Source organism: Dickeya sp. Secpp 1600 (assembly GCF_003049805.1).
Classification (GTDB): Bacteria; Pseudomonadota; Gammaproteobacteria; order Enterobacterales; family Enterobacteriaceae; genus Dickeya; species Dickeya fangzhongdai.
In genome coordinates this window covers 2,669,933-2,694,058 of record NZ_CP023484.1, presented here as the reverse complement: position 1 = coordinate 2,694,058, position 24,126 = coordinate 2,669,933, and the positions used below count along the sequence as shown (strand labels likewise).

At 54.1% G+C, this 24,126-nt stretch carries 24 protein-coding genes and 1 riboswitch; of the genes, 8 read left to right on the top strand and 16 right to left on the bottom strand.

What is annotated here, in order from left to right; translation table 11 throughout:
- Positions 1 to 12 precede the first annotated feature (12 nt).
- The 6 genes from CPA59_RS12030 to kduI all read right to left on the bottom strand — a co-directional run bounded on the left by CPA59_RS12030 (position 13) and on the right by kduI (position 6,658).
- Positions 13 to 1,140, bottom strand: a complete 1,128-nt coding sequence (locus tag CPA59_RS12030; protein WP_038658340.1) for an ABC transporter ATP-binding protein — start codon at positions 1,138 to 1,140, stop codon at positions 13 to 15.
- 13 nt (positions 1,141 to 1,153) lie between these two features.
- A complete protein-coding gene (locus CPA59_RS12025) occupies positions 1,154 to 2,056 on the bottom strand; it encodes a carbohydrate ABC transporter permease (protein WP_038658343.1) in 903 nt (300 codons plus the stop codon).
- Positions 2,049 to 2,939: a carbohydrate ABC transporter permease gene (locus tag CPA59_RS12020; protein WP_038919172.1), complete on the bottom strand. Its 891-nt coding sequence runs from the start codon at positions 2,937 to 2,939 to the stop codon at positions 2,049 to 2,051. The genes CPA59_RS12025 and CPA59_RS12020 overlap by 8 nt, the downstream gene beginning before the upstream one ends.
- A 45-nt stretch (positions 2,940 to 2,984) precedes the next feature.
- Complete coding sequence (gene pelW, locus CPA59_RS12015) at positions 2,985 to 4,616, bottom strand: pectate disaccharide-lyase PelW (protein ID WP_107759489.1); 1,632 nt, start codon at positions 4,614 to 4,616, stop codon at positions 2,985 to 2,987.
- Positions 4,617 to 4,878: 262 nt separating this feature from the next.
- Positions 4,879 to 5,640, bottom strand: a complete 762-nt coding sequence (kduD, locus tag CPA59_RS12010) for a 2-dehydro-3-deoxy-D-gluconate 5-dehydrogenase KduD (protein ID WP_038668473.1) — start codon at positions 5,638 to 5,640, stop codon at positions 4,879 to 4,881.
- A gap of 181 nt (positions 5,641 to 5,821) precedes the next feature.
- Positions 5,822 to 6,658: a 5-dehydro-4-deoxy-D-glucuronate isomerase gene (kduI, locus tag CPA59_RS12005; RefSeq protein ID WP_107759487.1), complete on the bottom strand. Its 837-nt coding sequence runs from the start codon at positions 6,656 to 6,658 to the stop codon at positions 5,822 to 5,824.
- 323 nt (positions 6,659 to 6,981) lie between these two features.
- Between kduI and CPA59_RS12000 the strand changes: the two genes are divergently transcribed.
- Together CPA59_RS12000 and CPA59_RS11995 are read left to right on the top strand one after the other, a co-directional pair.
- Entirely contained in the window at positions 6,982 to 7,314 is a 333-nt protein-coding gene (locus CPA59_RS12000) for a cupin domain-containing protein (protein ID WP_022633697.1), read from the top strand.
- Positions 7,315 to 7,557: 243 nt separating this feature from the next.
- The gene (locus CPA59_RS11995) at positions 7,558 to 8,106 is read left to right on the top strand and encodes a YniB family protein (protein ID WP_049853739.1); all 549 of its coding nucleotides are present in this window, start codon (positions 7,558 to 7,560) and stop codon (positions 8,104 to 8,106) included.
- A 46-nt stretch (positions 8,107 to 8,152) separates the two neighbouring features.
- Here the strand turns inward: CPA59_RS11995 and CPA59_RS11990 are convergent, their stop codons facing one another.
- On the bottom strand, positions 8,153 to 9,010 hold the full coding sequence (locus CPA59_RS11990; protein ID WP_038658358.1) for a fructosamine kinase family protein: 858 nt from the start codon (positions 9,008 to 9,010) through the stop codon (positions 8,153 to 8,155).
- A 1,055-nt stretch (positions 9,011 to 10,065) separates the two neighbouring features.
- Between CPA59_RS11990 and CPA59_RS11980 the strand changes: the two genes are divergently transcribed.
- From CPA59_RS11980 to rlmA, 3 genes are all read left to right on the top strand, one after another.
- The gene (locus CPA59_RS11980; protein ID WP_071526204.1) at positions 10,066 to 10,182 is read left to right on the top strand and encodes a DUF2627 domain-containing protein; all 117 of its coding nucleotides are present in this window, start codon (positions 10,066 to 10,068) and stop codon (positions 10,180 to 10,182) included.
- Between the two features lie 39 nt (positions 10,183 to 10,221).
- The gene (cspE, locus tag CPA59_RS11975; protein WP_005968829.1) at positions 10,222 to 10,431 is read left to right on the top strand and encodes a transcription antiterminator/RNA stability regulator CspE; all 210 of its coding nucleotides are present in this window, start codon (positions 10,222 to 10,224) and stop codon (positions 10,429 to 10,431) included.
- A gap of 80 nt (positions 10,432 to 10,511) precedes the next feature.
- Positions 10,512 to 11,339: a 23S rRNA (guanine(745)-N(1))-methyltransferase gene (rlmA, locus tag CPA59_RS11970; RefSeq protein ID WP_255412215.1), complete on the top strand. Its 828-nt coding sequence runs from the start codon at positions 10,512 to 10,514 to the stop codon at positions 11,337 to 11,339.
- A 36-nt stretch (positions 11,340 to 11,375) separates the two neighbouring features.
- On the opposite strand, the gene mntP is transcribed toward rlmA, so the two are convergent.
- The 5 genes from mntP to manX form a co-directional block, all read right to left on the bottom strand.
- Positions 11,376 to 11,948: a manganese efflux pump MntP gene (mntP, locus tag CPA59_RS11965; protein ID WP_038658363.1), complete on the bottom strand. Its 573-nt coding sequence runs from the start codon at positions 11,946 to 11,948 to the stop codon at positions 11,376 to 11,378.
- Between the two features lie 7 nt (positions 11,949 to 11,955).
- Positions 11,956 to 12,139, bottom strand: a riboswitch (yybP-ykoY riboswitch).
- 196 nt (positions 12,140 to 12,335) lie between these two features.
- Positions 12,336 to 12,794: a DUF986 family protein gene (locus CPA59_RS11960; protein WP_038919165.1), complete on the bottom strand. Its 459-nt coding sequence runs from the start codon at positions 12,792 to 12,794 to the stop codon at positions 12,336 to 12,338.
- A 112-nt stretch (positions 12,795 to 12,906) separates the two neighbouring features.
- The gene (locus CPA59_RS11955; protein ID WP_038919164.1) at positions 12,907 to 13,743 is read right to left on the bottom strand and encodes a PTS mannose transporter subunit IID; all 837 of its coding nucleotides are present in this window, start codon (positions 13,741 to 13,743) and stop codon (positions 12,907 to 12,909) included.
- Between the two features lie 14 nt (positions 13,744 to 13,757).
- Positions 13,758 to 14,555 (bottom strand): PTS mannose/fructose/sorbose transporter subunit IIC, encoded by a 798-nt coding sequence (locus CPA59_RS11950; RefSeq protein WP_038919163.1) that lies wholly within the window; start codon positions 14,553 to 14,555, stop codon positions 13,758 to 13,760.
- 68 nt (positions 14,556 to 14,623) lie between these two features.
- Entirely contained in the window at positions 14,624 to 15,580 is a 957-nt protein-coding gene (gene manX, locus CPA59_RS11945; protein ID WP_107759485.1) for a PTS mannose transporter subunit IIAB, read from the bottom strand.
- A gap of 573 nt (positions 15,581 to 16,153) precedes the next feature.
- Between manX and CPA59_RS11940 the strand changes: the two genes are divergently transcribed.
- The gene (locus CPA59_RS11940) at positions 16,154 to 17,707 is read left to right on the top strand and encodes a TerC family protein (RefSeq protein ID WP_049853741.1); all 1,554 of its coding nucleotides are present in this window, start codon (positions 16,154 to 16,156) and stop codon (positions 17,705 to 17,707) included.
- Positions 17,708 to 18,076: 369 nt separating this feature from the next.
- A complete protein-coding gene (locus CPA59_RS11935; RefSeq protein WP_107759484.1) occupies positions 18,077 to 19,657 on the top strand; it encodes a methyl-accepting chemotaxis protein in 1,581 nt (526 codons plus the stop codon).
- 70 nt (positions 19,658 to 19,727) lie between these two features.
- Here CPA59_RS11935 and CPA59_RS11930 read toward each other — a convergent pair whose 3' ends face one another.
- The 3 genes from CPA59_RS11930 to pabB all read right to left on the bottom strand — a co-directional run bounded on the left by CPA59_RS11930 (position 19,728) and on the right by pabB (position 23,332).
- Positions 19,728 to 21,089, bottom strand: coding sequence for an L-serine ammonia-lyase (locus CPA59_RS11930; protein WP_107759482.1), 1,362 nt, complete (start codon positions 21,087 to 21,089; stop codon positions 19,728 to 19,730).
- Between the two features lie 233 nt (positions 21,090 to 21,322).
- Positions 21,323 to 21,946, bottom strand: a complete 624-nt coding sequence (locus tag CPA59_RS11925; protein ID WP_038919158.1) for a CoA pyrophosphatase — start codon at positions 21,944 to 21,946, stop codon at positions 21,323 to 21,325.
- A gap of 15 nt (positions 21,947 to 21,961) precedes the next feature.
- Positions 21,962 to 23,332: an aminodeoxychorismate synthase component 1 gene (gene pabB, locus CPA59_RS11920; protein WP_107759480.1), complete on the bottom strand. Its 1,371-nt coding sequence runs from the start codon at positions 23,330 to 23,332 to the stop codon at positions 21,962 to 21,964.
- Positions 23,333 to 23,478: 146 nt separating this feature from the next.
- On the opposite strand from pabB, the gene CPA59_RS11915 reads away from it, so the two are divergent.
- Positions 23,479 to 23,670, top strand: coding sequence for a YoaH family protein (locus tag CPA59_RS11915; protein ID WP_038658394.1), 192 nt, complete (start codon positions 23,479 to 23,481; stop codon positions 23,668 to 23,670).
- A gap of 48 nt (positions 23,671 to 23,718) precedes the next feature.
- Here the strand turns inward: CPA59_RS11915 and CPA59_RS11910 are convergent, their stop codons facing one another.
- Positions 23,719 to 24,066: a RidA family protein gene (locus tag CPA59_RS11910; RefSeq protein ID WP_038658397.1), complete on the bottom strand. Its 348-nt coding sequence runs from the start codon at positions 24,064 to 24,066 to the stop codon at positions 23,719 to 23,721.
- Positions 24,067 to 24,126 lie beyond the last annotated feature (60 nt).

Below are 24,126 nucleotides of genomic sequence, written 5' to 3'. Positions count from 1 at the left end.
GGTTATACTCCTTTAAAGAGAGATATTTTGTTCTGTTTTTGCATCAAAGATATGGCATTTATCCATATCAAACTTGAAATACACCTTACTATTCATTCTGTTATTGATAATCAGCCGGGCTTCGTCTGAAGGCATGCGGCTGGTCAGTTCAAAACCATCGACCTTGATGTACATAAAGAATTCGTGGCCCATGTTTTCGGCGCGCACCAGTTCGCCCTGGAAGTGACCGCCGTCGAAAGGCGCTTCCGATACCGTGACGTATTCCGGGCGAACACCGAAGCAGATGTCCTTGCCGATGTAATCACGAACTTTATCCTGCTTGGTTTGGTTAAGGCCCATGGTGTACTGGCCTACCTGCAGCGTGATCTGGCCGTTTTCTTCCAGCAGCTTGCCCGGTTTGATGTTCATTTCCGGTGCGCCGATAAAACCGGCGACGAACATGTTTTTCGGGAAGTGATAGAGATTATCCGGCGTATCCACCTGCATGATGTGGCCGAGCTTCATGACGCAGATACGATCGCCCATGGTCATGGCTTCGGTCTGGTCGTGGGTAACGTAGACGCTGGTGGCCGGGTGACCGCTCTTTTTCAGCTGCTTATGCAGATCCGAAATACGGATGCGCATTGAGGCGCGCAGTTTGGCGTCCAGGTTGGAAAGCGGTTCGTCGAACAGGAACACATCCGGTTTTTTCACGATGGCGCGACCTACCGCCACACGCTGGGCCTGACCGCCGGACAGCTGGCGCGGCAGGCGATCCATCAGCTCTTCCAGTTCCAGAATCTTGGCCGCTTCGTTAACCTGCGCTTCGATCTTGTCTTTCGGCATCTTGCTCAGTTTCAGGCCGAAGGCCAGGTTTTCGCGAACCGTCATGTGCGGATAGAGCGCATAGTTCTGGAACACCATCGCAATGCCGCGATCCTTCGGCGCCAGGTTGTTGACGATCTTGTCGCCGATGCGAACTTCGCCGCCGCTGATGGTTTCCAGCCCGGCCAGCATGCGCAGGGTAGTGGATTTCGCACAGCCGGACGGCCCTACGATCACCATGAATTCACCGTCTTTGATCGTCAGGTTGATACCGTGAACTGCTTTGAAACCGTTGGAGTAGACTTTTTCCAGTTTGTTGAAAATGACTTCAGCCATGATAAATCCTCAATTAACCTTTAATTCCGCTGCTGGTAACGCCCTGAACGAAGTAGCGCTGAGCCATGAAGAAGATGATGATAGACGGCAGAATGGAGATGCTCGCCATTGCCAGAATTTCGTTCCACGGTGCGCCTTCCGTAACGTCGATAGACATTTTCAGAGCCAACGCAATCGGGTATTTGTCCACGCTGTAAACGTAAATCAGCGGGCCGATAAAGTCGTTCATTGACCACATGAACTGGAACAGGGCGACCGAAATAATGGCCGGTTTCAGAATCGGCACGACTACGTACCACAACACCTGCCAGGAGTTGCAGCCATCGATTTGCGCCGCTTCTTCCATATCGCGCGGTACGCCGCGCAGGAACTGGATCAGCATGAATACGAAGAACCCTTGCGTCGCGAACGCAACCGGCACATACAGCGGCAGGTAGCTGTTCAGCATGCCCATTTCGCGGAACATGATGTACTGAGGAATCAACAGCACAGTGCTCGGCAGCAGCATGGTGGCGATCAGGGTGGCGAACCAGAAGTTCTTCCACGGAATCTCAAACCGGGCGAAGCCGTAAGCCACGATGGTGGAGGAGATCACCGTCAACGCCACCTTCGGAATCACATACTTGAAGGTATTGATCATGTAGTGACCGAAGTTGTATTCGGTGCCGGTTTTCCAGCCGTTGATAAAGCCATCCCAGGTCGCATGTGCAGGCCACAGACTGAGGGTGGTGAAGATCTCATGGTTCGGTTTGAACGACGCCGAGAACATCCACGCCAGCGGGTAGAGCATCAGAATGCCGACAGCCAACAGAATGGTGTAACGGATGCCCGCGCTGATTTTTTCACGGCGCAGCGTACGGCGAACTTCTGCCGCTGCAATAGCCTGCGCAGACAGTGGGGAATGAATATCAGCCATTTTTTCCTCCTTTATCGGCGGAATAGAACACCCAGTATTTAGACGATTTGAAGGAGATAGCGGCGAAGACGGCTACCACCAGGAACAGCACCCATGCCAGAGCTGCGCCGTACCCCATATCGAAATACTTGAAGGCCGTATCATAGATATAGAGCGAGAACAGATAGGTGTAGTGGGTTGGTCCACCACCGGTAATGACGTAGGGCGCGGTAAATTCCTGGAACGCCTGCGTCGTCTGCATGATGAAGTTGAAGAAGATAACCGGTGTAATCAGCGGCACGGTCACTTTCATGAACATCTGCCATTTCGAGGCACCGTCGATCATCGCGGCTTCATACTGGGATTGCGGTACGTTTTGCAGCGCAGCCAGGAAGATCACCATCGCGGAACCAAACTGCCAGACGCGCAGCAGGGTTACCGACATCAACGCCAGCGACGGTTCGCCCAGCCAGTTGACCGGGTCGAGCCCGAAAACGCCGATAAAACTGTTCAGCAACCCGTCGATAGCGAACAGGGCGCGCCACAGTACGGCGATAGCTACGCTACTGCCAAGAATCGACGGCACGTAGTAGGCGGTACGGAAAAAACCGATTCCACGTAACTTGAAATTCAGCACGAACGCGATCAGCAGTGCGAAAATCAGTTTTAACGGGATGGTCAGGAACACATAAGCAAAGGTGACTCCCATGGATTTCCAGAAAAGATCGTCCTCCATAAACATCCGGTGGTAATTTTCCAGACCGGTGAATGTGGGCGGACTCATTAAATCATACTCAGTAAAACTGAGTACAAACGATGAAAGAAAGGGGAAAGCGGTAAAAACTATCAACCCTATTATATAGGGGGAGATATAAGCTAACCCCAGCATTCTGTTTTCATTCATAATGCCTACCTACTTTTAGTAATGGTGAATCTGTAAAAAATAAAATCAGTGGATTAATTTTTCTGGGTAAATAAACTCCGTGTCGTAAATAACCCGGCTTTCCCCATTAATTCGATAATCTCCATGGATGTATCCCCCTTGTGTCAGGACAGCAGGAACTTCCGGCCATTTATTTCTGCAGGCAGCGATCAGCGTTAACAGAATGGCTGGGAAAGGATCATCAAGTCGTACATAGCGATGATGTTCAGAACGCACGAACAAACCGTGATGGAAATAACGCTTAAATAAAATCTCCGCCATTTGCCAGGCATATTCCGCCCATTGCGCCGATTGTTTGGCTTGCGCCAGCTCGGTAATCGCCAGCAGCAGGAAAGGCGAAGCGGATTGATGGATACCCTGTTTTTCCAGCCGGGACAGCATGGTGACGATCAGCGTGTACAGGTCGTTATCGTCGCTCAGGCGCCAGGCGCGTACCAGCGGCAGCAGGTAGTCGCCTTCCAGCGGGAAGGGCTTCAACACAGTACCGGCTTTGCCGTAGTAACCGTCGCGTTTGAAGCAGTAGCCGGTCATGTCCTGACCATTGTTCCACATCGGACGCAGGCTGTTGCTGTCAACGTCGTAAGCGTACTGATAGTAGTTTTTCAGGCCGGCGATCACCCATGTCAGGATTTCGGCGTCGGGTTGATGGCGCAGAATATCGAGCATGGCCAGCGGGTTATCAATCAGCAGCGGGCGCATGTCGCGGAACAGCACGTTGGCTTCACGGGCAATGGCGCCAAACTCAGGCCCGAACTGCCGCTGGGCGCGGTCACCGAACCAGGATTGGGTCTGGTTATCGTCTGCCGGCACCGGCTGGCGCTGTAAGGGCGAGCTAAACTGGTAAACCGGCATACCGGTTTCCGGGTTACGCGCCAGCACATATTGGCGGTAGAGGTGTTTACCCCAGGCTGCCGCGTGCGCGTCGCCAGTGTGGCGCGCATAGACGAAGGCGGCATAGATCAGGTCGGTGCCGGCATTGACGAAGGTCAGTCCTTTGGTCAGCGGCAATTCCGGCCATTTGGCTGGGGTGACCACATCATGTCGGGAATGCAGAAACACGTCCGGATCGCGTTGCTTGGCGTAATCACCGTGGCGGCCCAGATCCAGGCAACTCCAGTCTTCTACGTGAGCATTCCAGAATCCCTGAATGAAATGGCGGGTTTTTTCCGGATTCACCTGATGCAGAAATTCATAATAGGGCAGATGGTGTTTTAATTCATGCACCATCGACTTGGATTCCGGACCTTCGCCGGCCAGCGTATCAAGATTAATAAAACGGTGGCCGCCCCAATAAAAAAGTCCGCTATTTTCATCGACAAAGCAATCCAGAAAATATTCGCTCTGAGAGAACGCCATCTGACGATATTTTTCTGTTTCTGTGACGGCACTCATGGAAATTAATAACCGCAACCAGTTTTGCTGGCTGGCGAAGTTAGAGATCGGTGCATCATGGCCGTCGGGAAACTGCCAGACAACTGGAGACTGTGTTTTTATCTCAAATCCGTCAGCTAATAACGGCGTTGGGTTGACAGCGCTGTGGCCGTATTGCTGAATCTTTTCAATGTGGCTGTTAATCGCCGATAGCCATTGGTCGATTTGCCATTTTCTGCTGGTGTTCAAATCAGTAAAAATACTCATGGAGTACCTTCTTTCAGAACTGTGCGAAACAGTTCCTTATAAATAGAAACATTGTTTTGATTGATTATATTGCCCAACTTCTATTTTCGTCATGCGCTCAATATCGAAAGTGTGATCAAAGTCGGAACGTTGTTTTGAAAATTTTTTATGGAAGATTTGGAAACGGGAGGGAAAGAGTGTTGGAAGATAACTTACTGATAGATAAAAGAAAGGCACAATTCAGTATTGTGCCTTTGATCACAAAAAAATTTTGCGGAAAAACTTAGCGAGCCAGCCAGCCGCCGTCAACGGCAATGGTGTAACCGTTCACATAGTCGGACGCGCTGGAAGCCAGGAACACGGCCGGACCCTGCAGGTCCTGCGGCAGACCCCAGCGACCCGCCGGGATACGGTCCAGGATTTCTTTGCTGCGGTCCTGGTCGGCGCGCAGTTGCTGGGTGTTGTTGGTCGCCATGTAACCGGGGGCAATCGCGTTGACGTTGATGTTATGTTTTGCCCATTCGTTGGCCAGCAGACGGGTGATCCCCATAACCGCGCTCTTGGAAGCGGTGTAAGACGGTACGCGGATACCGCCCTGGAAGGACAGCATGGATGCGATATTGATGATTTTACCGCCATGACCCTGTTTGATGAACTGACGGGCAACCGTCTGCGACATGAAGAATACGCTCTTGATGTTCAGATTCATCACATCGTCCCAGTTCTTTTCGCTGAACTCGATGGCGTCTTCACGACGGATGATGCCGGCGTTGTTGACCAGAATGTCCACTTTACCGAACTCGGCAACGGCTTTTTCCACCAGCGCGGCATGACCGGAGATATCGCTCATGTCAGCGGTCAGGCTGAGGAAACGACGGCCTGTGGCAGTGACTTTTTCGATGGTTTCTTTCGGCTCAACGATGTTGACGCCGACGATGTCACAGCCCGCTTCAGCCAGACCGACAGCCATACCCTGACCCAGGCCGGTATCGCAACCGGTGATCAGCGCCACTTTGCCCTGTAAATTGAATGTATTTAGAATCATAGCCTTGATCTCTCTGTAAACGACATGTTTTGTCGTGAGCTTGTTACTGTAGGGAAATACCGGTTTATACCCGTCATATTTCAGGTTGCCGGCTTGCTGGCTGCTTTCACTCATCCCGGTCATTGACTGGGGATGCGCTCACTTGCCACTTTCCCGCAACGCGAAATTATTGGGTAAGCCGTTAGCGTAGTTCGCTAACTTTGACGTGATCCATGTCTGAGAAAACCTGATTCTCGCCAACCATACCCCAGATAAAGGTGTAGCGTTTGGTGCCTACACCCGAATGAATCGACCAGCTCGGTGAAATCACCGCCTGTTCGTTGTGCACCAGAATGTGGCGGGTTTCCTGTGGTTGTCCCATCATGTGGAACACCGCCGTTTCTTCATCCATATCGAAATAAAAATAGACTTCCATGCGACGCTCATGGGTATGGCACGGCATGGTATTCCAGAGACTACCTTCCGCCAGTTTGGTTAACCCCATAGTGAGCTGGCAGGTGGGCAACACATCCGGAACGATATACTTGTTGATGGTCCGACGATTGCTGGTCGCATCATCACCGATGGTCTGCGGGGATGCTTCTGCAGCGGTAATTTTGCGTGTCGGATAGGAAGTGTGCGCCGGCGCACTGTTATAGTAGAAGCGGGCGGGCTTGGCCGGGTCCACGCTGGTAAAACGGATATCCCGCGCGCCTTTGCCGATATAAATGGCTTCTTCATGGCCGATTTCATAGCGCTCGCCGTCTACGCTGACTACGCCGGCGCCGCCGATATTAATCGCGCCCAGTTCACGGCGTTCAAGAAAGTAGCTGACGCCCAGCTGTTTTCCCACATCCTCGCCGATAGTGACCGCCTGATGAACGGGCATTACCCCGCCCACGATGATTCGATCGATGTGGCTGTAGGTCATGGTGCAGGCATCTGCATCAAAAATGTGTTCGATCAGAAACTCGCGCCGCAGGCCAGCGGTATCAAGCTGACGGGCGTGGTCGCTGTGGATGCTCTGACGGACTTGCATGGTTGCTCCTCGCTTTCAGATGGAAATCAGGCTGAGGGCCTGACAGGAAAGCGCCGGGCGGAACAGGTCACCTTGCGTGGCAGTGACAACGTCACCTGAACCTTTTTTGCCCGGTTCTTTCGTGTTATGGCGCGATGATAGTGTGGTTGAGATGTGAATTCAATAAAAATGAAATAATGTTTTATTTATTTCTTGAGAGGCGTCATGGTTTTGCTTATTTTATGTTTCATCTGATGCCGATGTTACTAGAATATCGGTATTTACCCTTTGTGTTACCTTGTTCACACAAGGGAGGCACGCTGAATGATCTTTAAGGAGAAACCATGAGAAGGTACTTTATTGACGATGAAACGCCGTGGGAAGAGCTGGGCGGTGGCATTAAACGTAAAATCATCACCTGGAGCGATGATCTAATGATGGTGTGCGTGCATTTCGCCAAGGGCGCCATCGGTACGCCGCACAAACACGATATCCACGATCAGATCGCCTATGTGGCGGCCGGCAGCTTCGAGGTGGTGATCGAAGGCGAAAAACGCATCCTGAAAACCGGCGATGCCTATATGGCGGTGAAGAACGAAATGCACGGCGTGGTATCGCTGGAAGAAGGCAGCGTGTTGATCGACACCTTCTCGCCGAAACGTGCCGACTTCCTCTGATCCTTTCTATTAATAAGGTGCCGGCGATGTTGCCGGCGCCTTGCCGAAATTCCTTCCTTCTATAGTCTGCTTTTCATCAGTCTGACGGTGGGCGTAGCCTGCAACGTGCGGTAGGACTGTGCCATCGGGAAAGAAAACGTTGACTCTGCTAAAACCTGAAGTACCCTGCTAACGGGTTTTATGGGTCTACACTTTTCTTGCTCATCGTGGCACTGGGTGTGACGTCACGCACAAGGGGAACACATGACGTATCGACAGGCTGGCCTTTTTGCCGTGATCAAACGTATTGCGGGATGGGTCATCTTTCTCCCGGCTTTGCTCTCGACCATTATCTCGCTGGCCAATCTTATTCATGCCTTTACCGAGAAGAAGCAGGGGATTAATGGCGTGATGCAGGATTTTTTGCATCTGGTGGTGGAAGTGCTGCGCTTCAATACGCCGTTCCTGAACATTTTTTGGTACAACTCGCCGGTGCCTGATTTCGGCCGTCTGTCGGCGTCAGCCACCATCATGTTCTGGCTGATCTATCTGTTGATGTTTGTCGGTCTGGCGCTGCAGGTGTCGGGTTCCCGGCTGTCCCGCCAGGTCAAACATATCCGTGAAGGGCTGGAGGATCAGTTGATTCTGGAGAAGGTCAAAGGCGATGAAGGCAAAACCCGTGATGAACTGGAATCCCGGGTGGAATTACCCCGCCATACTATTCTGCTGCAGTTTTTTCCGTTGTATATCCTGCCGGTCGTCGTTGCCGTGATCGGTTATCTCACGCTGAAAACCGTGGGTATCCTGGCCTGACTGCACTGCCGGGGCTATGTAGCCCCGGCATCGGTTTCGTCCTTCGTTATAGCAACTGACTTTCTATCGCCTGTTGGGCGGTAACCACATGTTTGCCGCCGAACAGATTGGCCCGGTTAAGCAGGTAGTAGATCTGATAAATCGGCTGACGCTCGACAAAATCCTTTTCCAGCGACCAGACGCTCTGATAGCCGTCATAAATTTGCGGCGGGAGTTCGGCGTGCAGCGGCAGCATCGCCAAGTCACATTCCCGATCGCCCCAGTAACAGGCCGGATCGAACAGGTAATAACCGCGGTCGGTATTGAGGCAATTGCTGGACCACAGATCGCCGTGCAGTAGTGACGGCTGAGGCTGATGGCCTGAGAGCCGTTTTTCCACCTGTGCTATCAGGGTGTCGATATCACCGAAATGAAGCCCTTTTTCTGCCGCCAGTTGCAGTTGCCAGCCGATACGCTGCTCTGCAAAAAAACTGGACCAGCGGCGCTGCCAGGTGTTGGGTTGCGGCGTAGTGGACAGATCGTTGTCGAAATCAAGGCCAAACTGGGGCTGATCGCTCCACTGGTGCAGTTGTGCCAATTGTTGCCCCAGACGCCAGGCATCGTGGGCAGAAGCGGGTTTGGGTGAGAGGTATTCCAGCAGCAGGAAACTGTAATCGCGGTTACTGCCTACGCCGTACACCGTTGGGACCTGCACCGTTTTACTGCGGGCCAGCAGTTCCAACTGCTCGGCTTCCGCGCGAAATTTGGTCAGCAGTTCACGAGCATCGCATTTGACGAAGACATCATGCTGACCATAACGCAGATGCCAGGCAGGATGCACTTCGCCGCCAGGTAATTCCCGTCGATCCAGAATATCACCGGGGCCGAGATGTTCTTCCAGCAGTTGATCAATCGTCTGCCACATAGGTCACCTCCCGTTGATGTTGCCGATTATCATTACATTAGCGATTTGTGCAGTGTAAAAACGGAATCTGGCGCACAGCTGACAGCGCTATCGGGGCTGCCGAAACGGGGGAAAGCAGGTGGTCGTTACAACAACCGTAATGTCTGGCGGCTTCCCTCAAAAAAGTGTGAGCCCGCCGGGTATGATGTGATTGGAAGATGGCGGCAGGGACACAATAACGCGCTCTGCCGGGGTTGTCACGGTGGATGTCAAAAAACGGAGGCGATATCTGTGCGAATGACCGACGTGATGGCTGATTTGACCCAGACCGGTATTTGGGATCTGGCACAACGATCCTGACGATTGATTCAGATTAATTTTTTGTTAGGCATAAAATGTGATCGCGATAGATGAATCAACGGCGTGTATTCGGGGAGAAAGAATATAACTCAGTAACATAATTGAAGGGTTGAGAAATAAGCGGGAGGGGCGCGGCATAAAGCACGGCATAAACATTTTTTTAGCGGCTAAAAAACAGAAATAAAACCGGAATAGGGCAAAGGAAAGTCATCGGTAAATCATTTTTTTGCAAAAATAATGTTATCTCTGTTCTAAGTTGCGGAAGAGTATACTTGCTATGTTTCATTATTATTATATGACCAGATAGTCACTATCAGGATTCGATCGATTGCATCTGTTTGTCATAAAAGGATTTTCTTATCATTGATAGCTGAAAAAAGAATGCCTTAATCACATTTTTGATAAACAGTGGCTGGACAATCGATACATCCTGTAACCAGTGGGGTAATATCATTTTGTTATGGCATGACGCGACTGGCAATAAGTCAATCATGCCGACTTGCGTAATTGGAATACCATGCACATAATCAAACGATTGGATGTGCCGCAGAGAATGCTTTAGCGTGTCAATATCCCGGGATATTGTAGAGTGGATATTAATGATACATTAAAGACTCTAATTTGTGCGACGCATCCATCGGTGGCAAAAAATGGCTTGCCAACGATTACAGAGTATGTAATAACGCATCTGGGTAAAACGAGGTACAGTTCTGTATATGAATGGCATTTTCAGTAAAGAAGTCTTGAGTACAAACGTTAGCGTTGAATACCACTTCTCTGCCGATCCTTATTTTAGTGCCTCAAGCAGTAACGACTCTGGTTTTTCTGTATAACGCCTCTGTGCGGTTTAAACTATTAAAGGAAACTTTGAAATGGCAAAGATTAAAGGTCAGGTTAAGTGGTTCAACGAGTCTAAAGGCTTCGGTTTCATCACTCCGGCTGATGGCAGCAAAGACGTGTTCGTACACTTCTCTGCAATTCAGGGCAACGGTTTTAAAACCTTAGCCGAAGGCCAGAATGTTGAGTTTGAAATTCAGGATGGCCAGAAAGGTCCTTCTGCAGTGAACGTTACTGCGCTGTAATTTTCAGCTCATGCCATAAAACCCGCCTTGTGCGGGTTTTTTGCTTTTCTGGTGTTATCCGCGAAATCATCAAGAGTGTTATGCAAAAATCTTCAGTGCCTTATCAATGCCCTCTGTGTCATCAACCCCTGAATGTTGAAGCGGGTCGATGGTCCTGCGGACGTCATCATTTCGATCGTGCGCGGGAAGGGTACGTCAATTTACTGCCGGTGCAGTTTAAACGTTCCAGACAGCCGGGAGACAGCGCCGAAATGATGCAGGCCAGGCGGGCGTTTCTTGATAATGGACACTATCAGCCATTACGGGATCGGGTATCGGAGCAGTTGGCGGCCCGCCTGCAGATGCAACCGGGCGCGCTGCTGGATATTGGATGTGGGGAAGGGTATTACACGGCTGCGTTGGCAGATAAACTGACGCCGCAGGGGATGGCGGTTTATGGGCTGGATGTCTCCAAAGCGGCGATACAGCGCGCGGCGAAACGTTATGCCCAGGTGATGTTCTGCGTGGCGTCCAGTCAGCGGCTGCCTTTTCAGGACCATTCTCTGGCTGCGGTATTGAAAATCTACGCGCCCTGTAACGGTGACGAACTGGCACGAGTCATCCGGCCTGGCGGCGGGCTGATGACGGTTTCTCCGGGGCCAAATCATTTGCTGTCTCTGAAGGCGCGGGTGTATCAGGAAGTCAGGCCGCACCCCGACGTAGAAGAGGTATTTCCGGGGTTTGTATTGGAAACGGTCGAACGGTTGCAGTACCGCATGACCATGACGGGAGCCGATGCCGCCAGTCTGCTACAGATGACGCCGTTCGCCTGGCGAGCCACGCCGGACGTGAGTGAAGGGTTGAAGGCGGAAGCGCAGTTCGAGTGTGAAACCGATTTTTTGATTCGTTTTCATTGCCGCGAGGGGTGAACAAAAGGCGGGCAGTCGGGCTGCCCGCTGTGCGTATCAGGCGAGGTCGAGCAGATGTTCGTAAAGAATGTTACAGCCAATGCCGATCAGTACGATACCACCGAGGATTTCAGCACGTTTGCCGAGGATCGGGCCGACATAACGGCCAATCATCATGCCGAGAGTCACCATAATCATGGTGGCGCAGCCGATAACCATCGCGGTGTGGAAGATATTTACCTGCAGGAAAGCCAAACCGACGCCAATCGCCATCGCATCCAGACTGGTGGCGACAGCCGTACAGATCAAAACAAACAGGCTGTGTTTGGAGATTTTTTCACAGTTGTGGCTGTCTTCGCCTTTCAGGCCTTCCATAATCATGCGGCCGCCTAAAATCAGCAGCAGACTGAAAGCCACCCAGTGGTCCCAGGCGATAATGAAACGGCTGGCATAAAAACCCAGCGCCCAGCCGATTAACGGCGTCAACGCCTCAATCAGACCGAAGATCAAGCCGGTTCGAATTGCTTCACGAAAGCGGGGTTTGTGCAGTGCGGCACCTTTACCAATGGACGCAGCAAAAGCGTCCATTGACATGCCAAAAGCAAGAATGAGTGTAGCTGATAAGTTCATGTGTAATAGCCTCGGCTGGGCGGTTCTCCATATCCACGTAACCCACCCCCAACCAGACGACGGATCACGTGTCTATGGTCTCGCCTGCCAACCTGGCCGCCCGTACCACGTTCAGTGAAGAACGAGTATGTTGATACGAGCATTCCTGAATTTAAGGCTTCAGGAACCGGCTACTCCCCAATGACGGCGCAACGATATCATATTATTCCTACATTAAACAACAATAAATAATATATGGATTATCAATGCAATTGATAATTATTTTCATCTTTAATGAATTGGAAACAATTGGTGTTAATTACATCAGTAACCATGTGGTCAAAATAACAGCACGTTTTTTATGGAGAGATGAGTCATTATTTATCCGGAAAAGAAAAATATTTTAACCTACTGATTTTCAATCATAAAATGATATATCTTTTCCAAGTCATCCAATTCATTAACCGCGATAAGTAGTCGACTTTTTTCAAGTTCTATCACCAAAATGCCGTCTTCCGATAAATTCATATGTTTAATGCGGTGATAAGCAATATAGGTATTGGCATAAAAGAAACCCTGATCTTTGAAGAGTAATTTCGGGTAACGAATTAGGGTCAGATATATCGCCATCAGTATCAGCGAGAAAAGCAGCAGCGTGGTGAAAGGCGAGCCGTGAGTCGTGACATTTTTATAGATGAGTATTGCCACCAGCAGGCTGAAGATCAGCGCATCCAGACGATGTGCGCGCCGCAGCCGCACCTTGAGTCGGGTCTGGCCTTGCCGCCGGTCCATGATGAATTCATCGTAAATTGCATACAGCAGGGCCAGGGCAATGGATACCATCAGAACGATGTCGGTGAAAGTCATGAGCAACTCCGGTGGTGGCGTGAATACAGGATGTGAGACAACGGGTTAGAGTGATGAAAACAGAATGCATCATGCGGGATGCGAAATGGCCGGGTTGCCCCGGCCGGTAGATTCAGAGCCCCAACAGGCCGATCCAGTAGCCTATGATGCCGATAACGAAAAAGCCGACGATCAGCCAGAGCGCATTAACCTTGCGCCGCAGTAGCCACATACAGCCAAACGTCAGCAGTAACGGCACCAGGCCGGGCATCAGTTGATCAAGGATCGATTGCACCGTGGTGACGGCCGTTTTCCCATCCTGCCCGGTTACGCGGGATACCACCAGCGGGATGTTGACGTGGGTCCACTTGTTGACCAGCGCGCCCATGACGAACAACCCCAGAATCGATGCCCCTTCGGTCATTTTCTGCAGGAGGCCGCCGCCCATGTCGCTTACGATATCCGCGCCTTTGCGATAGCCGTAGGCGACGCCGTAATAACGCACCAGCAAACGCACCAGATTAAACAGCACGAAAAACAGGATCGGCCCGAGCAGGCTACCGCTCATGGCGATACCGGCGCCGAGCGCGGCGAAGACCGGGCGCGCGGTTCCCCAGAATATCGGGTCGCCAACGCCGGCCAGCGGCCCCATCAGTCCGACCTTCAGGCCGTTGATGGCCCCGTCGTCAATCGGCGCGCCGTTGGCACGCTGCTCTTCCATTGCCATGGTCACGCCCAAGACCGGCGCGGCGACGAAAGGCTGGGTATTGAAAAACTCCAGATGACGTTTGATCGCTTGTTTACGCTCTTCCGAATTTTCCGGGTAAAGGCGACGGATCACCGGTACCATGGAAAAGCAGAATCCCAGTGCCTGCATGCGTTCGAAATTCCACGACCCCTGGAACAGGTTGGAACGCAGAAATACGGCGCGAATATCGCCGGGAGTCAGTTTCTTTGTCGTATCCACCATTTCTTGCTCTCCTGTTAATCCAGTTCGTTATCAAGATCGTTGTTTGACGATGCGGCCGCCACACCCTGAGCCTTGTTGTATTTGGGGCTAAGCTGAATATACAGCACCGCCATGACGACACCGATGACGCCCAGCGCCACCAGATTGAAGTTGGTGAAGGCTGCGGTAACGAACCCCAGATAGAAGAAAGGCATCAGATAACCGGCCCGCATCATATTGATGACCATGGCATAACCGACGACCACAATCATGCCGCCGGCGATGTTCAGACCGGTGGTGACCACCTCGGGGATGGAAGAGAGCAGGCCGTGTACCGCTTCAGTCCCGACCGAGACGGCGACAATCACCGCCGGAATGGCGATACGCATCGCCTGCAACAGCAGGGCGGAAACGTGAATCCAACTGATGGCGGAAAGATTGCCGCGCTCGGCCGCGCTGTCGGCGGCATGCTGGAAGGCGACGGTGATGGTGCGCACAATAATAGTCAGGACCTGGCCTGCGGCCGCCAGCGGAATCGCCAGCGCAATCCCGGCACCGACGCTTTGCCCGCCGGCGATGACCAGAATGGTGGAAATAATGGAAGCCAGCGCCGCATCAGGCGCAACAGCAGCCCCGATGTTCATCCAGCCCAACGCGATCATTTCGAGCGTACCGCCGATAATGATCCCGGTTTTGATGTCGCCCAGCACCAGCCCGATCAGGGTACAAGCCACCAGCGGCCGGTGAAACTGGAATTCATCGAGAATGGAACCCATACCTGAAATACAGGCTACGATAAATATCAGCACGATTTGAAACGTGGTGATCTCCATGGTACTTCTCCTGTGAGAATAGTGGTCCGAAAAATAACGTCGTTACCCAATCCGTTGCTTCGGAAGTGCTAACGCGCCATCTTGGTGATCAAATCCATCATATTGATTTTGGTATCTGTCGACACTTTGCGGACTTCCAGTTCAATACCGCGCTTATGGAGCTTGTTGAACGCCTCGATATCCTTGTCGTCAATCGAGACGGCGTTATTGACCTGGGTTTTGCCCTGACGATAGGCCATGCCGCCGATGTTGACCGAGGTAATCTTGACGCCATCCTCCACCAGCCGCAGCACATCGGTTGGATTGGTGAACAGCAGCATGACGCGGTCAGCGGCGTATTTCGGGTTGTCGTAGACCCTGACCGCTTTGGCGACATCGACCACGTGGGCCGTGACGCCGGGCGGGGCCACCTGCGTCAGCAGGGTTTTTCGCACGTTGTCCGCCGCCACTTCATCGCTAACCACGATAATCCGGCTGACGTTGGTTTCCTTGGTCCAGCGGGTGGCGACCTGCCCGTGGATCAGACGGTCGTCGATACGCGCCAGTCCGATCTTCATGTGCCCGCCGGCTCCCGGCGCTGCTGCCGGTTTGGCGATGACGGGCGCGGGGCGGGGCGCTTTTTCCGGGTCGGGCGCCTTCAGCGCTTTGACGCCAGCGCGACCGGCCTCCACCGCGATCGCGACCAGTTCGCCAAATTCAGGGTTGTCATCGCGGGCCATAAACGTTTCGGCCAGCATTGGAATATTGACCCCGGCGATCACTTCATGATTTTTCTTGTCGTTCACCAGACGGCTGGCGGCGTTGAACGGGCTGCCTCCCCAGGTGTCCACCAAAAAAAGCACACCTTCCGAGGTGTCCAGTTCGGCCAGCTTCGCCTGATATTTTTCCATCAGGATCTCGGCGTTTTCGCCGGGAACAAAATCAATCCAGCCAACGTTACTCTGTTCACCAAGAATCATTTCAGCTGTATTTAGCAGCGGACCGGCAGTGGCGCCGTGAGTGCATAGCATGATGGCAATACTCACTTGCTCCCTCCTTTCATGAGTCACTGTTTTGTTGAGAGTGAAATCTGTCTGATAATCTGGATAAATTAGTCACGTTTATCCGTGAGCGATATTCAGTATGGCTGTAATACTGTTTCTTGCCCGATAGATGGCACAAAAAGCGTTTACGACACTCATCACGCCGGGTTATGAATCGATTCAGGCCAGTCTGATATCGGCAGGATTTATTTTAGGGGTCGAAGAAATAAATTATGTGATACCGGTCGATAATCGGCGGCGGAATATATTCAGGGAGAACGGTGATGCCAATGAATGCGACCCGCTTCGCGGAGTGGAGGAAAATCGTTGTGGAAAATCGCATTAACTCTGTTAAAGTTGTTCTCCCTTTAATTACAGAGGAGTAACGGGTAAACACCCTTCCTATGGACTGTCACCGACGATTCATTTCTTTTGCCCCGGCGCTGGCCGGTGGTGTTCTTCACCCAGTGGGCCATTCAGGCCGAATTCAGCCTTATACTGACACTTCCCTTTCGTTTTCGTCGCACAATGCTGCTGCATTGATGTCGTTCGCTCGTTCATTTTCCGGAGTCTGACATGGAATTTTTGCTGGATCCCTCAATCTGGGCAGGCTTACTGACGTTGGTGGTACTCGAAATTGTATTGGGTATCGACAACCTGGTGTTCATCGCCATTCTGGCGGATAAACTGCCGGCCAAACAGCGTGACAAGGCGCGTATCATCGGCCTGTCGCTGGCGCTGCTGATGCGGCTTGGCCTGCTATCGCTGATCTCCTGGATGGTGACGCTGACGCGACCGCTGTTTTCTGTCGGGGAGTTCAGTTTTTCCGGCCGTGACCTGATTTTGCTGGCCGGGGGGCTGTTTTTGCTGTTCAAAGCTACGATGGAGCTGCATGAACGGCTGGAAAACCGTCCGCACGACCCGAATGCCAACCGTACGCATGCCAGTTTCTGGGCGGTGGTGGTGCAGATTGTTATTCTGGACGCGGTGTTCTCCCTCGATGCGGTCATTACCGCCGTGGGGATGGTGAACCACCTGGGCGTGATGATGACCGCCGTGGTGATCGCCATGGCCGTGATGCTGCTGGCATCCAAACCGCTGACCCGCTTTGTCAACGCCCATCCGACGGTGGTGGTGCTCTGTCTCAGCTTCCTGCTGATGATCGGTTTGAGTCTGGTGGCGGAAGGGTTTGGTTTCCATATTCCGAAAGGCTACCTGTATGCCGCGATCGGTTTTTCGATCGTCATTGAGATGTTTAACCAGATTGCCCGGCACAACTTCATCAAACATCAGTCGCACCGGCCGATGCGCGAGCGCACCGCCGAAGCGATTCTGCGCCTGATGGGGGCGCGCAAAGCCAGCCATGACGATCAGGAAGAACAGCCGCAGCAGCAACCGGAAGAAACGTTCGCTGAAGAAGAGCGCTATATGATCAGCGGCGTGCTGACGCTGGCCTCCCGTTCCCTGCGCAGCGTGATGACGCCGCGTACCGATATCTCCTGGGTGGACTGCGAACGTTCGGTGGAAGACATTCGCCTGCAACTGCTGGACACGCCGCACAGCCTGTTCCCGGTGTGCCGCGGCTCGCTGGATGAACTGGTCGGCGTAGTGCGCGCCAAAGACCTGCTGGTGGCGCTGGATGAACACACCGATGTGGAACAGTTCGCCGCCGCCAACCCGCCGATCGTGGTGCCGGAAACGCTGGATGTCATCAACCTGTTGCCGGTGCTGCGTCGCGCGAAAGGCAGCCTGGTGATGATCACCAACGAATTTGGCGTGGTGCAGGGGCTGGTGACGCCGCTGGATATTCTGGAAGCGATCGCCGGCGAATTCCCGGATGAAGATGAAACGCTGGATATCATCGAGGACGGCGACGGCTGGCTGGTGCGAGGCGGCACCGATCTGCATTCGTTGCAGCAGGTGCTCAACGTGCAGGATTTGGTCGATCCGAAAGAAGACTATACCTCGCTGGCCGGTCTGTTGCTGGCGCACAGCGATGAGTTCCCCAAAGTGGGAGACTGGCTGGAACTGAACCGGTTACGGTTCCTGATCGTGGAAGCGACGGACTATCGTATCGAACTGGTTCGTATTGTCCGTATTCCTGAGACGGCTACGGAAGACGAGGCGTAATGCCAGGCGCGGAGGCCTGCCCTGACCGGCGGCCTCCGCGGTTAAATGATATTGCATTGCGTGGTTAGTCGAACCATGCCGAAGCGAGCCTAAGGTTCGCTTTTTTCTTATCTTTTCGGCCTACCGCTGAAGAAGGGCTGAAGTGATTTCATCATCGTTTGTTCCTCGCTACGGCAAGCCCAATCCATCGGTTCATCATTTATTACAATTCATGGCCGCTCTTTTCAGCCATTAAGTATCTTTTGCGTTCAAGTGCCACTGCCGGCTGTCGATACCATTTAAGTACGAAACAATTTCGTCACATTACAGATCATACCGCAAGGTCATCTGTGTCTACTTCATCAGATCGTTATAATTTGAGAACAACCTATGAACGTATGGACTGTTAAAAAAAAGCTGGCAATGATGATCGCCGTTATCATCATATCCTTTATGGTATTGGCCGCATTTCTGCTTTCCCGCCAGACCGCCACCACCTCAGAATTACAACGTTTGTATGAAAAGGACTACCAGGCTGCGTCGATTATCGGCCAGATTGACGGCCTGCTCACGCGTGTGGATATCAACATCTTGCGTATGATTGCCATTGGCGACCCCACGTCGATTGCCGGCTGGAAAAGTCAGAATACCGAGAACTTCACGAAGGTGGAGGGGCTGTTGAGTAAACTGAAAGCCATTATTGATCCTACGATGGCGCAATCTTTTGACGGACTGGTGTCATCGTACACGCTAATGCGCAAAGGCATGGAGCATCAGGTACAGGCCGTTGAGTCTGGTGATATGAAAAACGCCAGCGAAATTAATAAAAATGAAGTCAAGGGGCCGGCAGACAAGACATTTGGCGAATTGTCCGCGTTAAAAAAATATCAGGATGAACTGGCAAACAAGAAAGTAGTTGAACAGCAAAGCAGCAATGTCACGACACGCATCATTTCACTGTTTGCCGCAGGCATCGTTGCGCTGGGGTCAATGGTGCTGGGCGCGGTGATTCTACGCAGTCTGCTGCGGCAACTGGGCGGCGAGCCGGTGGTAGCGACACAGGTGGTTAACCTGATGGCGCAGGGCGATCTTTCCAGCCCGATCCCGGTAAAAGACCATGATCAGGTAAGCCTGCTCGCCCAACTGAACGAGATGCAGTCGTCCCTGGCGGGGATTGTCACCAGCGTACGCAGCAATGCGGAAAGTCTGGCGACCGCAAGTATTCAGATATCCCAGGGTAATCAGGACCTGAGTCAGCGTACGGAAGAGCAGGCCAGCGCGCTGCAACAGACCTCCGCCACCATGGAACAGTTAGGGTCTACCGTCAGCAACAACGCTGAAAACGCGCGTCAGGCCAACCAACTGGCGCTGGGCGCATCAACGCTGGCGGCGGAAGGCGGGAGCATGGTCGAACGCGTGATCGAAACCATGAAAGGCATCAACGACAGTTCGAAAAAGATTTCGGACATCATTAATGTGATCGACAGCATCGCTTTCCAGACTAATATCCTGGCGCTGAATGCGGCGGTGGAAGCTGCGCGGGCGGGCGAGCAAGGGCGTGGTTTTGCGGTCGTAGCTTCCGAAGTGCGCAGTCTTGCGCAGCGAAGCGCGAACGCCGCCAAAGAGATCAGCACGTTGATTACCAACAGCGTCGGACAGGTTGAACAGGGCAGTCAGCTGGTGGATGAAACCGGCGCGACCATGACGCAGATTGTGGCGGCGATCAATCAGGTTACCGATATTGTGTCAGAAATCAGCGCGTCCAGCCTGGAACAGAGTTCGGGAGTGAAACAGGTGGGACAGGCCATCACGCAGATCGATACCGTCACACAGCAGAACGCGGCACTGGTGGAAGAGAGCGCGGCGGCGGCAGAGAATCTGAAAGAACAGGCCCAGCAACTGGTACAGGCGGTAGCGGTGTTCCAGGTGGCCTCAACTGCGGCCCAACCCCGATTGTTTTTGGGGCGGTAATGGCGGTCGCCAGCACTTTTTTAACGGGTAGCGTCACGCCGGCGGGGGAACTCGCCGGCGTTGTATTTGGTTAGTCGCACTGCACCTTGATGGCAAGACCGCCGCGGGAGGTTTCGCGGTATTTGGCGTTCATGTCTTTACCGGTTTCGTACATGGTTTCAATCACCTTGTCGAGCGATACGCGAGCTTCGGTGGTGCGACGCACCGCCATGCGGGTGGCGTTGATGGCTTTGACCGCGGCGATGGCGTTACGCTCGATACAAGGCACCTGCACCTGACCGGCCACCGGATCGCAGGTCAGCCCCAGATTGTGTTCCATGCCGATTTCCGCGGCCACGCACACCTGTTCCGGACTGGCGCCCAGCAGCTCGGCCAGGCCGGCAGCCGCCATCGAACAGGCCACGCCCACTTCGCCCTGACAACCGACTTCCGCCCCGGAAATCGAGGCGTTCATTTTATACAGCGACCCGATCGCGCCAGCCGCCATGAAATAACGCAGATAAATGCCGGGACCGACCGGCTCGATAAAATGATCGTAGTAGGCCAGCACCGCCGGCACGATGCCGCAGGCGCCGTTAGTGGGCGCGGTGACCACGCGCCCGCCGGCGGCGTTTTCCTCATTGACCGCCAGTGCGAACATGTTGACCCAATCCACCACGTTCATCGGGTCGTTGGACAGCTTGTCCGAGGACACCAGCATGCGGCGCAGCGCGGCGGCGCGGCGCGGTACCCGCAGCGGGCCGGGCAGCACGCCCTCGGTGTTCATGCCGCGCTCCATACAGGCGCGCATGGTCTGCCAGACGGCGGCGAAATAGTCTTCGATCTCCTGACGGCTATGCAGCGCCAGCTCGTTGCGCATCATCATGCCGGAGATAGACAGACCGCTCTGTTTGCACTGCTCCAGAATTTCCCGCGCGGAGCGGTAAGGGTGCGGCACGGTGAAAGTGGATTCCTGAGACTGACCAAAGTGCGCTTCATCGACGATAAAACCGCCGCCGATCGAGTAATAGGTTTGGCGAAACAGCGGAAGGTCGGCGGCAAAGGCGGTCAGCGTCATGCCGTTTTCATGCAGCGGCAGGTTTTCGCCACGGAAAATCATACCGCCTTCACGAGGGAAAGCGACGTCATGCGTGCCTGCCAGCGATAACCGCTCAGTTTGCTCCACGTCCCGGATAAACGCCGGGATGGCGTCGATATCCACGGTATCCGGCTGATTGCCCGCCAGCCCCAGGATAATCGCAATATCGGTGTGGTGGCCTTTGCCGGTCAGGGCGAGGGAGCCGTAAACCTCCACCGTCACCCGATCGGTGCGAGACAACAAATCCCGTTGTTGCAGTTCATCGACAAATTGTTTACCGGCTTTCATCGGTCCGACTGTGTGAGAGCTGGAGGGGCCAATACCGATTTTGAACATGTCGAATACGCTTATCACGCTGAAACTCCTTTAGGGCACTGCTGTTACTATAGGGGAACGAGGGGGGCATCGCTCGCCATACCACCATTTATCTGGCGTTATGGCCGACGACACGACTCGCTCCAGAATAAAACTCGATAGATCGCGCTATTGTAGTGGAGAGTATGCTGCCATATTCGGCTTTTCACATGAAATAAAGTTATGTTATGCCGAAAAATAACTTATGGCAGATTCGACGTTTGGCCGGGAGATTACGCCGGTTCCGGCGTCGCCACCTGCAATGCCAACTGGCGGATAATGGCGGCGGTCAGCCCCCAGACGAACTGCTGCCGATACCAGGAAAGGTAGACGCGGTGATGCTGCTGGCGGCGCTCGATATCCAGCGAATAGTAGCGCTGGAGGGCAAAGGCATCCCGCAGCGGCATTTCAAACAGTTCCGCCACTTCGTCGGCGTTGGGATGAAAAGGCGTGTTCTCCGGCAACAGACCGACCACCGGGGTGACCTGATAACCGCTGGTGCTGTCGAACGCCGGCAGCGTTCCCAGTATCTGGACCGATGCCGGGGGAATCGCCACTTCCTCCTGCGCTTCGCGCAGCGCGGTGGCGATCAGCGAATGATCGTCCGGGTCCGCCGCGCCGCCGGGAAAAGCTACCTGTCCGGCGTGTTTGCGCAAACGAAGCGAGCGGCGGGTCAGCAGCAGGCACGGATCGGGGCGACGGATGATCGGCACCAGCACCGCTGCCTGCCGGTGGTGCTGGGTGACCGGCAGATCGGGGGCGCTCTGCAACTGAAAGCGGGTAATAAACGCGTCCAGATCATAAGGATGGTATTCGTCAGTGCGGTCTGAGAGAGGCAACAGCGTGGCGTCGGTCATGTCGGTCAGCCCTGTTTAATCCGTGGTCGATACGGTTAATAACGGCAGAATGCGGCCAATCTTGTCGAATGTTTCCTGATATTCTGCCTGTTCTTCGCTGTCGGCCACAATTCCGCCGCCAGCCCAGCAGGAAAGCGTGCTATTGGCGGCGATCAGCGTACGAATGGTGATGTTGGTGTCCATCGTGCCGCAGACGCTGAGATAGCCGATGCTGCCGCAATAGGCGTTGCGGCGATGCGGTTCCAGCTCTTCGATGATCTCCATGGCCCGAACTTTGGGCGCGCCGGTAATGGAACCGCCGGGAAAGCAGGCGCGCAGCACATCCGTGGCGTGCTGCTGCGCGGGTAATCGCGCTTCAATGGTGCTGACCAGATGGTGCACCGCCGGAAACGGCTCCACCACAAACAATTCCGGCACCCGCACGCTGCCCGGCACCGCTACCCGGCCGATATCGTTACGCAGTAGATCGACAATCATCAGGTTCTCGGCGCGATCTTTCTCGGAGGCAGCCAGTCGCTGCGCCTGACGGGCATCGGCGTCCGCATCCGGCAGCCGCGGCAGCGTACCTTTGATCGGCCGGGTCTGAATGTGGTTATCGTGCAGCCACAGGAAACGCTCCGGCGAAATGCTGAGCACCGCGCTGTGCGGCAACCGCAGGAACGCGGAAAACGGCGCCCGGTTGCTGGCGGAAAGCGTCAGGAACGCCTGCCATTCGTCGCCCTGATAACCGGCTTGAAAACGCTGGGCCAGATTGACCTGATAGCAGTCTCCGGCACGCAGATAATCCTGAATACGGCGAAATTTTTCGCCGTACTGCTCCCGGCTCATGTTGGCTTGCCAGTCGCTGGTCAGGCGAAATGCGCCCGGTTCGGCAGGCGACAGAGCGTTGAGCCAGGCCAGTCTGGCGTCGATATCGCCGTGGGCGACCAGGGTCAGGCGTTGTTGATGATGGTCGGCAATCAACGCCCAGTCGTACATGCCCACCGCCATGTCGGGCAGGTCGATATCCCGGTCGGCGATGGCCGGCAACTGCTCCACCCGTCGCCCCAGATCGTAACCGAACAGACCGAGAGCGCCGCCCTGAAACGGATAATCCGGATGCGGCGGCACATCCAGCGCCAGCGCATCGAGCTGCTGTTGCAGCAGGTGAAACGGGTCTTCCGCGGAGGTCTGCCGGGCATCGCCGTGTTGGATCGTGGTCAGTTCGCCGACGGTCTGCAGGGTCAGGCGCGGCTCCGCCACCAGAATGTCAAAACGGTTATGAGGATGGTCGGCAAACCCGGAATGAAGCAACATCGCCCAGGGCTGGCGCGACAGGGAACTAAAAAGGCGCAACAGCGCATCCGGCTGATACGGGAGCGCGTGATAGACTATCGGTGTCGGCATAGCGGTATTGGTATGGTTTCTCGGCGTTGGTCATGCCGGCAGCCGTACGCTGAACCGGCAGCATGCATCACAGCGGTGCAAGCGTACCACAAACCGTGGCGGATCGCTGGCGTGGCCGGCATAAAAAGGTTTTCAGGAGAAGAATGATGTTTGCAGGTATCCCGGCGCTGACCCATGAGCAGCAGCAACAGGCGGTGGAAAGAATACAACAGCTGATGGCGGAAGGCATGAGCAGCGGCGAAGCCATCGCGCAGGTGGCGGAAGAGCTGCGCCAGAATCATCAGGGGGCGCGGGTGGTGGCGCGTTTTGAGGACGACGAGGCTTCTTCGCAGGAGTAACAGGAATAATGGCTTTCGGGCGGCGTGTAAACCGCCGCCCGCGCAGGATCAGCCGACTGCGGCGATCGCTTTGATTTCCACTTTGAATTTCGGGTTCATCAGTTTGGCTTCCACGGTGCAACGCACCGGCGCGCTGCCGGCCACTACCCAGGCGTCCCAGGCGGCGTTCATGGCGGCGAAATCAGCTTTATCGGCCAGAAAAATGGTCACGTCCAGCAGGCGGCTTTTATCGCTGCCGGCCTGTTGCAGGATGGCGTCCAGCGACGCCAGCGCGTTTTCGGTCTGGGCGAGGGCGTCGTCGTCCAGATTTTCCGGCACGCTGGTGTAGTACAGCGTGTTGTTGTGGATCACGGCGTCGGACCAGCGTGCGTCGGGATTGATGCGGGTAATCGACATGAAGTCAGGCTCCTCGTTTCAGTCTACGCGCCTGCCGGGACAGGCGCTAAAACCGCAGAG

Coding starts and splice junctions, on each gene's coding strand:
- CPA59_RS11955 (WP_038919164.1), bottom strand. CDS start 13,743: ATGGTGGATACGACAAAGAAACTGACTCCCGGCGATATTCGCGCCGTA.
- kduD (WP_038668473.1), bottom strand. CDS start 5,640: ATGATTCTAAATACATTCAATTTACAGGGCAAAGTGGCGCTGATCACC.
- kduI (WP_107759487.1), bottom strand. CDS start 6,658: ATGCAAGTCCGTCAGAGCATCCACAGCGACCACGCCCGTCAGCTTGAT.
- CPA59_RS11935 (WP_107759484.1), top strand. CDS start 18,077: ATGAACGTATGGACTGTTAAAAAAAAGCTGGCAATGATGATCGCCGTT.
- CPA59_RS11910 (WP_038658397.1), bottom strand. CDS start 24,066: ATGTCGATTACCCGCATCAATCCCGACGCACGCTGGTCCGACGCCGTG.
- CPA59_RS11960 (WP_038919165.1), bottom strand. CDS start 12,794: ATGACTTTCACCGACATCGTTCTGATGGTATCCATTGCCCTGGCCCTG.
- rlmA (WP_255412215.1), top strand. CDS start 10,512: ATGCAAAAATCTTCAGTGCCTTATCAATGCCCTCTGTGTCATCAACCC.
- CPA59_RS11995 (WP_049853739.1), top strand. CDS start 7,558: ATGACGTATCGACAGGCTGGCCTTTTTGCCGTGATCAAACGTATTGCG.
- CPA59_RS12020 (WP_038919172.1), bottom strand. CDS start 2,939: ATGAATGAAAACAGAATGCTGGGGTTAGCTTATATCTCCCCCTATATA.
- CPA59_RS11925 (WP_038919158.1), bottom strand. CDS start 21,946: ATGACCGACGCCACGCTGTTGCCTCTCTCAGACCGCACTGACGAATAC.
- pabB (WP_107759480.1), bottom strand. CDS start 23,332: ATGCCGACACCGATAGTCTATCACGCGCTCCCGTATCAGCCGGATGCG.
- CPA59_RS12030 (WP_038658340.1), bottom strand. CDS start 1,140: ATGGCTGAAGTCATTTTCAACAAACTGGAAAAAGTCTACTCCAACGGT.
- CPA59_RS11990 (WP_038658358.1), bottom strand. CDS start 9,010: ATGTGGCAGACGATTGATCAACTGCTGGAAGAACATCTCGGCCCCGGT.
- CPA59_RS11915 (WP_038658394.1), top strand. CDS start 23,479: ATGTTTGCAGGTATCCCGGCGCTGACCCATGAGCAGCAGCAACAGGCG.
- pelW (WP_107759489.1), bottom strand. CDS start 4,616: ATGAGTATTTTTACTGATTTGAACACCAGCAGAAAATGGCAAATCGAC.
- CPA59_RS11980 (WP_071526204.1), top strand. CDS start 10,066: ATGAATGGCATTTTCAGTAAAGAAGTCTTGAGTACAAACGTTAGCGTT.
- mntP (WP_038658363.1), bottom strand. CDS start 11,948: ATGAACTTATCAGCTACACTCATTCTTGCTTTTGGCATGTCAATGGAC.
- CPA59_RS12000 (WP_022633697.1), top strand. CDS start 6,982: ATGAGAAGGTACTTTATTGACGATGAAACGCCGTGGGAAGAGCTGGGC.
- CPA59_RS11940 (WP_049853741.1), top strand. CDS start 16,154: ATGGAATTTTTGCTGGATCCCTCAATCTGGGCAGGCTTACTGACGTTG.
- cspE (WP_005968829.1), top strand. CDS start 10,222: ATGGCAAAGATTAAAGGTCAGGTTAAGTGGTTCAACGAGTCTAAAGGC.
- CPA59_RS11950 (WP_038919163.1), bottom strand. CDS start 14,555: ATGGAGATCACCACGTTTCAAATCGTGCTGATATTTATCGTAGCCTGT.
- CPA59_RS12025 (WP_038658343.1), bottom strand. CDS start 2,056: ATGGCTGATATTCATTCCCCACTGTCTGCGCAGGCTATTGCAGCGGCA.